At 71.7% G+C, this 6,825-nt stretch carries 9 protein-coding genes and 1 pseudogene; 4 read left to right on the top strand and 6 right to left on the bottom strand.

Features of this window, described 5'->3' with window-relative positions; genetic code table 11:
* The first annotated feature begins 2 nt into the window (after positions 1-2).
* Entirely contained in the window at positions 3-899 is an 897-nt protein-coding gene (locus Q0747_RS02835; protein WP_298251727.1) for a sucrase ferredoxin, read from the top strand.
* A 4-nt stretch (positions 900-903) separates the two neighbouring features.
* Here Q0747_RS02835 and tsaD read toward each other — a convergent pair whose 3' ends face one another.
* Genes tsaD through alr form a run of 5 tightly spaced genes read right to left on the bottom strand, consistent with a single transcriptional unit; the run spans position 904 to position 4,844 of the window.
* Positions 904-1,989 carry a tRNA (adenosine(37)-N6)-threonylcarbamoyltransferase complex transferase subunit TsaD gene (tsaD, locus tag Q0747_RS02840; protein WP_298251728.1) on the bottom strand — a complete coding sequence of 362 codons (1,086 nt, stop codon included), beginning with the start codon at positions 1,987-1,989 and terminating at the stop codon, positions 904-906.
* A complete protein-coding gene (gene rimI / locus Q0747_RS02845; protein ID WP_298251729.1) occupies positions 1,986-2,450 on the bottom strand; it encodes a ribosomal protein S18-alanine N-acetyltransferase in 465 nt (154 codons plus the stop codon). The genes tsaD and rimI overlap by 4 nt, the downstream gene beginning before the upstream one ends.
* Positions 2,447-3,127, bottom strand: coding sequence for a tRNA (adenosine(37)-N6)-threonylcarbamoyltransferase complex dimerization subunit type 1 TsaB (gene tsaB, locus Q0747_RS02850; protein WP_298251730.1), 681 nt, complete (start codon positions 3,125-3,127; stop codon positions 2,447-2,449). The genes rimI and tsaB overlap by 4 nt, the downstream gene beginning before the upstream one ends.
* Positions 3,128-3,136: 9 nt before the next feature.
* Entirely contained in the window at positions 3,137-3,688 is a 552-nt protein-coding gene (gene tsaE / locus Q0747_RS02855) for a tRNA (adenosine(37)-N6)-threonylcarbamoyltransferase complex ATPase subunit type 1 TsaE (protein WP_298251731.1), read from the bottom strand.
* Complete coding sequence (alr, locus tag Q0747_RS02860; protein ID WP_298251732.1) at positions 3,672-4,844, bottom strand: alanine racemase; 1,173 nt, start codon at positions 4,842-4,844, stop codon at positions 3,672-3,674. The genes tsaE and alr overlap by 17 nt, the downstream gene beginning before the upstream one ends.
* A gap of 66 nt (positions 4,845-4,910) precedes the next feature.
* Between alr and Q0747_RS02865 the strand changes: the two genes are divergently transcribed.
* Positions 4,911-5,489 (top strand): GIY-YIG nuclease family protein, encoded by a 579-nt coding sequence (locus tag Q0747_RS02865; RefSeq protein ID WP_367277645.1) that lies wholly within the window; start codon positions 4,911-4,913, stop codon positions 5,487-5,489.
* Between the two features lie 61 nt (positions 5,490-5,550).
* Positions 5,551-5,883 (top strand): cupin domain-containing protein, encoded by a 333-nt coding sequence (locus Q0747_RS02870; RefSeq protein WP_298251733.1) that lies wholly within the window; start codon positions 5,551-5,553, stop codon positions 5,881-5,883.
* Between the two features lie 44 nt (positions 5,884-5,927).
* Here Q0747_RS02870 and Q0747_RS02875 read toward each other — a convergent pair.
* Positions 5,928-6,662, bottom strand: a pseudogene (locus Q0747_RS02875) (aldo/keto reductase); the annotation flags it as partial.
* A 23-nt stretch (positions 6,663-6,685) separates the two neighbouring features.
* On the opposite strand from Q0747_RS02875, the gene Q0747_RS02880 reads away from it, so the two are divergent.
* Positions 6,686-6,825, top strand: a 140-nt coding sequence (locus tag Q0747_RS02880) for a transposase (RefSeq protein ID WP_298251766.1), incomplete at its 3' end; no start/stop codon positions are given.

The raw sequence follows: 6,825 nt of genomic DNA on the forward strand, positions 1-6,825 counted from the left end.
CGGTGCCCGGCGCAGTCCGCTTCTTCTGCTCGAACGCCGCCCGCGAACGGGCCGACCCGATCGCGGGCACGGCACCGCGCGGCCTGGTCTGGATCCTGATCGAGTATCGCGGAGGATGGCCCCCCAACGGCTTCGACGGCCTCGATCTGGAACCGGGGACGAAGGCGCGGGTGTTCTCGGCTGCGCAGGCCCAGCGGGCACGGATCCTCCTCATGAGGCGTCCCGGTCGTCGAACGCACGGAGGACCGGGACGCTGGGCCGTCCTGCGTCATGACAGCGCCGGCGCGTACCGCCAGCAGTGGGGTACGTGGGACCGCGACGAGGATCTGGCCGGTATCGCCGGCGCACTGGAGCGGCCGGGTGAGCTCGGGCACCCGCCGGTCGTCCTGGTCTGCACGCACGGTCAGCACGACGTCTGCTGCTCGGTGCGGGGCCGGCCGGTGGCTCGCGCCCTCGGCGAGCGCTGGCCCGAACTGGTGTGGGAGTGCGCGCACGTGGGCGGCGACAGGTTCGCTGCCACCGTGGTGGTGGCGCCCGACGGCGTCTACTACGGCAATCTCGACGAGGAGGCCGCCGTCGGCGTGGTCGAGGGCCATCTCGCCGACCGCATCGGGGCCGACCACCTCCGCGGCTACACCGATCTTCCGTCAGCACACCAGGCGGCGATCTGCGGAGCGCTCGGGCACGTCGGTCCGGCCGGCCGCAACGACTACATCGTCGCCGGATCCACGCGCGACGGCGATACCTGGCGCGTCCGGTTGACGGGACGGCCGGCTCAGCTGGCCGACATCGAGGTCGAGGTGCAGGCACACCGGACCCCGCCGCGTCAGCTGACGTGCCGCGGTGCGCAGCCGAGCCCGGCCATCGACTACGAACTGGTGTCGGTCCGGCAGGTGTGAACCCTCAGACCTTCGGCAGGACCACCGTGGTGACCGGCAGTGACGAGTTCGTCCCGAAGGCGATCCCGCTCGGGCTCCGACCGCTCATCACGAGCTGCGCGCCGAGCGCCGCGACCATGGCGCCGTTGTCGGTGCACAGCGGGATGGGCGGCACGGTGAGCGTGATCCCCGCCGCCTCGCAGCGTTCCTGCGTCAGCTCGCGCAGGCGCCGGTTCGCGGCGACCCCACCGCCGAGCAGCAGCTCGGTGATGCCGTGCTCGGTGCAGGCCAGCACGGCCTTGGACGTGATGATGTCGACCACCGCTTCCTGGAACGACGCCGCGATGTCGGCGACCGGCACGTCGAGGCCCGCCGCCTCGTACTGCTCCACGGAGCGGGCCACCGCCGTCTTGAGCCCGCTGAAGGACCAGTCGTAGCGGTGCGGACCCGGCACCTCCGCCGTGCCCATGTACTTGGGCTGCGAGAGCCCGCGCGGGAAGCGGATGGCCTTCGGGTCGCCCTGGGCCGCGAGCCGGTCGATCGCCGGACCACCGGGGTAGCCGAGGCCGAGGATGCGCGCCGTCTTGTCGTAGGCCTCACCGGCGGCGTCGTCGATGGTGGACCCCAGCAGCTCGACGTCGCCCGCGATGTCCACCACGCGCAGGATCTCGGTGTGTCCGCCGGAGACGAGCAGTGCGCCGAGCGCCGGAGGGAGACCGTCGGCCGGCGTCCGTCCGATCAGCCCCACGCCCACGTGCGCCACGAGATGATTGATGGCGAACAGGGGTTTCCCGGTCGCGACGGCGAGCGCCTTCGCGGCGGCGACGCCCACCATGAGCGCACCCGAGAGTCCGGGCCCGGCGGTGACGGCGATGGCGTCGATCTCCTCGAGCGAGACGCCGGCGTCCGCCAGCGCGGCCCGCAGCGTCGGCACGAAGGCCTCGAGGTGCGCGCGCGAGGCGATCTCGGGGATGACGCCGCCGAAGCGCACGTGCTCGTCCATCGACGAGGACACGGTGTTGGTCAGGAGCTGCGTGCCCCGCACGATGCCGATACCGGTCTCGTCGCACGAGGACTCGACACCCAGGATCAGGGGCTCTGCCGTGGTCACGATGACCCTCCCTCCTCCGCCAGCACGAGTTGCATGACCCAGGCGTCGACGCCGTCGCGGTAGTACTTCTTCCTCAGGTGGATCTTCCGGAAACCGTAGCGGGCGTAGAGGTCCTGCGCACGGGGGTTGTCGGCGCGCACCTCGAGCATCACGGTCGTGGCCCCCCTGCGACGCGCCTCGCCGAGCAGCTCGGTGAGCATGGCGCGGCCCATCCCCTGCCCCTCGAAGCGCGGCAGCACCCCGATGGTCTGGATGTCCGCGGTCGTGTCGATGACCATGAGACCGGCGTAGCCCACCACCTCGCCGTCCACCTCCACCACGATGTAGCGCCGCGTGTCCGGTTGGAAGAACTCGGAGTAGAACAGTTCGAGCGGCCAGGCGTCGGCGGGGAACAGCTCGTTCTCCAGCCTCCCGATGGTCTCGATTTCCTCGTACGCGAGGTCCCGCAGCACGAAGCTCACGCCGTCGCCCGCTTCCGCGGTCCGGGCACCCGGGCATCCGATTCCCGCAGGTACAGCGGCGAGGTGTCGAGCAGTAACCGGCCCGCGAGGAGCCGGGCGTGGGCGACGCGCCCCAGGGACGCGGCATCGGGGTCCGCCGTCGTGAAGCCGGGCACTCCGTCGAGATCCTCCGGGTACAGACCGGCGGCGCGTCCGATGACCGGTCGGCTCCCCGGCAGTCCCGCGGCCGGGCCGACGTGCGGTCCGTCCACCAGCTCCGGCAGCACGGCGCCCTGCGCGGGGGCACGGTACGCGGCCCAGTAGACCTCGCCACGGCGCGCGTCCGTTCCCACGAGGAACTCCGTGTCCGGCGTGGTGGCGTTGCCGGCCACCGCGTCGAAGGCCAGGGCATCCAGGCTCATGACGCCGTGCAGTGCCACGTCCCAGGCGAAGCCGAGCGTCCGCGCGGTCACGAGCCCGGCGCGCAGGCCCGTGAAGGGGCCGGGGCCCACCCCTGCGATGATCGCGTCGAGCTCGGTGCCCGCCACGCCGGCGTCGGCGAGGACCCCCCGCACGGCCGGAGCGAGGACCTCGGCGTGCGAGCGCGTGTCGGCACTGGCGAACCGGCCGACGACGACGTCGTCGCGCACGAGCGCGACGGTGGCCGCGGCGGAGGTGTCGAGGGCGAGGAGAAGCACCCGGCAATCCTAGTCGAGGGACACCGCCGGCGGCCCTCCGCGCCAGCGCTCGCCGAACCCCGCGAGGGTGATGCTGCGCATCTCGTCCTCGCCGTCGTCGTCGAACGCCGTGACCGGCGCCCCTGCACCTCCGGGCCCCGCGCCGTCCGTGCCCCGCGGGCGGGTGATCTCGATGTGCAGCCTGCTGCTGCTGAGGTGCTCCACGCGGTCCGTGCCCCACTCCACCACCGTGACGTTGCCGGGCATGGTGGCCTCGAGATCCAGGTCGTCGACGGCTGCGGCGCTCCCCAGGCGGTACGCGTCCACGTGGATGAGCCCCGGTCCGTCTCCTGTGGAGGGATGCTGGCGGACGAGGACGAACGTGGGCGAGATGATGCGGTCCAGCACACCCAGACCGACGCCCAGGCCCTGCGTGAAGGTGGTCTTGCCCGCGCCGAGTCCTCCTCCGAGGACCACGAGATCACCGCGCCGCAGCGCCGGTGCCAGGCGCCCGGCGAAGGCCTGCAGCTGCGCTGCCGAGGCGATCTCGTGCACCCGGGTCCACTCAGGCGGGACCGTCATCGTCCGCTCCTGCCTCGGCGTGGAGGTGGACGCGCTCCACGCGGTCGCTGATCCGCGTGACGATCTCGTAGTTGATGGTCTGGGCGGCGGCGGCCCAGTCCTCCACGGCCGGGGCGTCACCGCCGCCGAACAACACGGCGCGCCGCCCCACGGGACTGTCGGGCGTGTCCACGAGCCCGTCGGTCCCGAAGTCGATCACGAGCTGGTCCATGGCGATCCGTCCGACCACCGGATAGATCCGTCCACCCACCTGCACGGGTGCCCCGGTCGCGATGCGCGGCACACCGTCCCCGTACCCCACGGGGACGAGGCCGAGGGTCGTGGCCTGGTGTGTGCGGTAGGCATGGCCGTAGGACACGCCCTGCCCCTTCGGGACCTCCTTGCAGGTGGAGACCGTGGTGCTGAAGGTCATCACGGGCCGCAGGCCGAGATCGGCGGAGTCCTGATCGGCGAAGGGCGAGAGGCCGTAGATGCCCAGGCCCACACGCACGAGGTCGAAGTGGCAGTCGGGCCGGGAGAACGTGGCCGGCGTATTGGCCAGGTGCCGCACCTCGACGGCGATCCCCGCACGTTCGGCGGCCGCGACGGCCTCGCGGAACAACTGGACCTGCCGGTCCGTCTCGGGACGGGCCGGTTCGTCCGCGGTGGCGAGGTGGGAGAAGATCCCGACGACGCGGAGCACGCCCTCGTCCTGGTACCCGACGGCCCGGTGGAGCAGCTCGTCCCACTTCTCGGGCGGGCAGCCGTTGCGGCCCAGTCCCGTGTCGATCTTGAGATGCACGATCGCGGGTCGTTCGAGCTCACGCGCGGCGGCGACGACGTGCTCGAGCTCCCACCCGGAGATCCCGAGGTCCAGGCCGTGCTCCACCCCGGCCACGAAATCCGATCGCGGTGTGTGGAGCCAGGCGAGGACCGGCGCCTCGATCCCCGCCCGGCGCAGGTCCACACCCTCGCTGATGTGGGCGACGCCGAGCCAGGCCGCTCCGGCCTCGAGAGCGGCCCGGGCCACGGGAACCGCGCCGTGCCCGTAGGCGTCGGCCTTCACCACGGCCATGACACGCGCCGGGTCGGCGATGTCGCGGAGGTGCCGGACGTTGTGCCGCAGGGCATCGAGGTCGATCTCCACAGCGCGCTCGGGAAAGGTCACCCGCCCCATTCTGCCAGCTTGCCGGGGGCCGTGACGGGCTTGCACCTGCGAGCGCCGGCCGCGAGGATCGAAGACGTGTTCGATCCGACGCTCCCCGGCCCGAGGTGTGTCCTGCCCGGTGACGACGGCATGCCCTGCGACAGCCCGGTGGGGGACGGCCCCTTCGGCCTCTGCGCCGGGCACATCGCGATCGTGGCGGAGTGGGCCGATACACAGTGGGGGACGACGGATCTGCTGCCGGGCGCGTGCCGTGCCTGCGGCTCCCGGCTCGGGGTCCGCTATCCCAGCGGGTGGGTCTGCGCGGCCTGTGAATGGCGCGTGGGCGACGTGCTCGACGACGGCCTCCCTCCCCCGCGCATCGACGTGGTCTACTACCTCGGCTTCCGGGACCGGATCAAGATCGGCACGACGGCGAACCCGCGCCGGCGGCTGGGCCGCATCCGGTACGACGAGCTCCTCGCGTTCGAGCGCGGCGACCGGCTCGTCGAACGTCGTCGTCACGGGCAGTTCGCCTCCTGCCGGCGCGGCACCTCCGAATGGTTCGACGCCTCGCCGGAACTCTCGGAGCACGTGCGCCGACTCTCCGCGGGCGTCGACGATCCCTGGGCGCTGTACCTGCGCTGGCTCGGTGAGGCCGCGGCCCTGCGCGGCTGATCCCTCGGAGCGCGTGCGCTACTGTCGGACATCAGCGACCCCCGAGGAAGAGAGCCGTGCCATGCAGAAGATGTCCCTCACCGCCCTCGCGCGGAACCAGCTCGACGCGGCACGCACGGGTACCAGCGGCCGCAGTGCCAGCACCGTGTACGGCGGGCACGAGCGCGTTCTCCGCCAGACCGTGATCGCCCTGCGCGGCGGCTCCGCGCTGGGCGAGCACGGGAACCCCGGCGAGGCCACCGTGTACGTCCTGAGCGGGCGGGTGCGACTCGTCGCGGCACCGGACGAGTGGGAGGGTTCGGCCGGGGACCTCCTGATCGTGCCCGAGCGCCGTCATTCCCTGGAGGCCGACGAGGATTCTGTGGTCCTGCTGTCGGTGGCCAAGCGAGCCTGACACCCCGACGGCCGGGAGTCCCGGCCGTCAGCGGCGCGGCAGGCTCAGGCCTTCAGGGCAGCGGCCCAGAGATTGATGTCGGACTCGACGGCGAACTCGTCGATGGCCCGCAGTTCCTCCTCGGTGAAGTCGAGCTGCCGTGCCGCGGTCAGACTGTCCTCGAGCTGACGGACACTCGAGGCGCCGATCAGCGCCGAGGTCACGGGCGTCCCCTTCGTCTGCTCGCGCAGGACCCAGGCGATGGCCAGCTGCGCCAGACTCTGGCCGCGGTTCTCCGCGATACCGTTCAGCCCGCGGACGCGGTCGAGATTGTCCTGGGACAGGTGGTCCTCGGAGAGGGACGTGCCGGCGGCGGCACGCGAGTCCTCCGGGACGCCGTGCAGGTACTTGTCGGTCAGCAGGCCCTGCGCCAGCGGCGAGAAGGCGATCGATCCGGCGCCGACCCGCTCGAGTGCCTCGAACAGATTCGGCTCACCGTTCTCCGTCCAGCGGTTGAGCATCGAGTAGGAGGGCTGGTGGATCAGCAGCGGTGTGCCGAGATCCGCGAGGATCGCCGCTGCCTCCAGGGTGCGCTCCGGTGAGTAGGAGGAGATGCCCGCGTACAGGGCACGCCCGGACCGCACCGCCGTGTCCAGGGCCCCCATCGTCTCCTCCAGCGGAGTGCCGGGATCGGGCCGGTGGCTGTAGAAGATGTCGACGTAGGGCGTGTCTCCTAACCTTTTGGTGGGATGAACGAGATGATTGTGGAATGTCGCGTACTCGTAGTCTTTCGGATGTCGCGTGGGGCCGTTTGGAGCCGTTGATGCCGGTTGCTGCCCGGGCCGGGGGTCGTCCGTTCCAGGATCATCGGCGGGTGCTCGAGGGAATCATCTGGCGGTTTCGGACCGGGTCGCCGTGGCGTGATCTTCCGGCGGAGTTCGGGCCCTGGCAGACCGCGTGGAA

Origin of the sequence: uncultured Arthrobacter sp. (assembly GCF_947493765.1) — a bacterium.
Classification (GTDB): Bacteria; Actinomycetota; Actinomycetes; order Actinomycetales; family Micrococcaceae; genus Arthrobacter_D.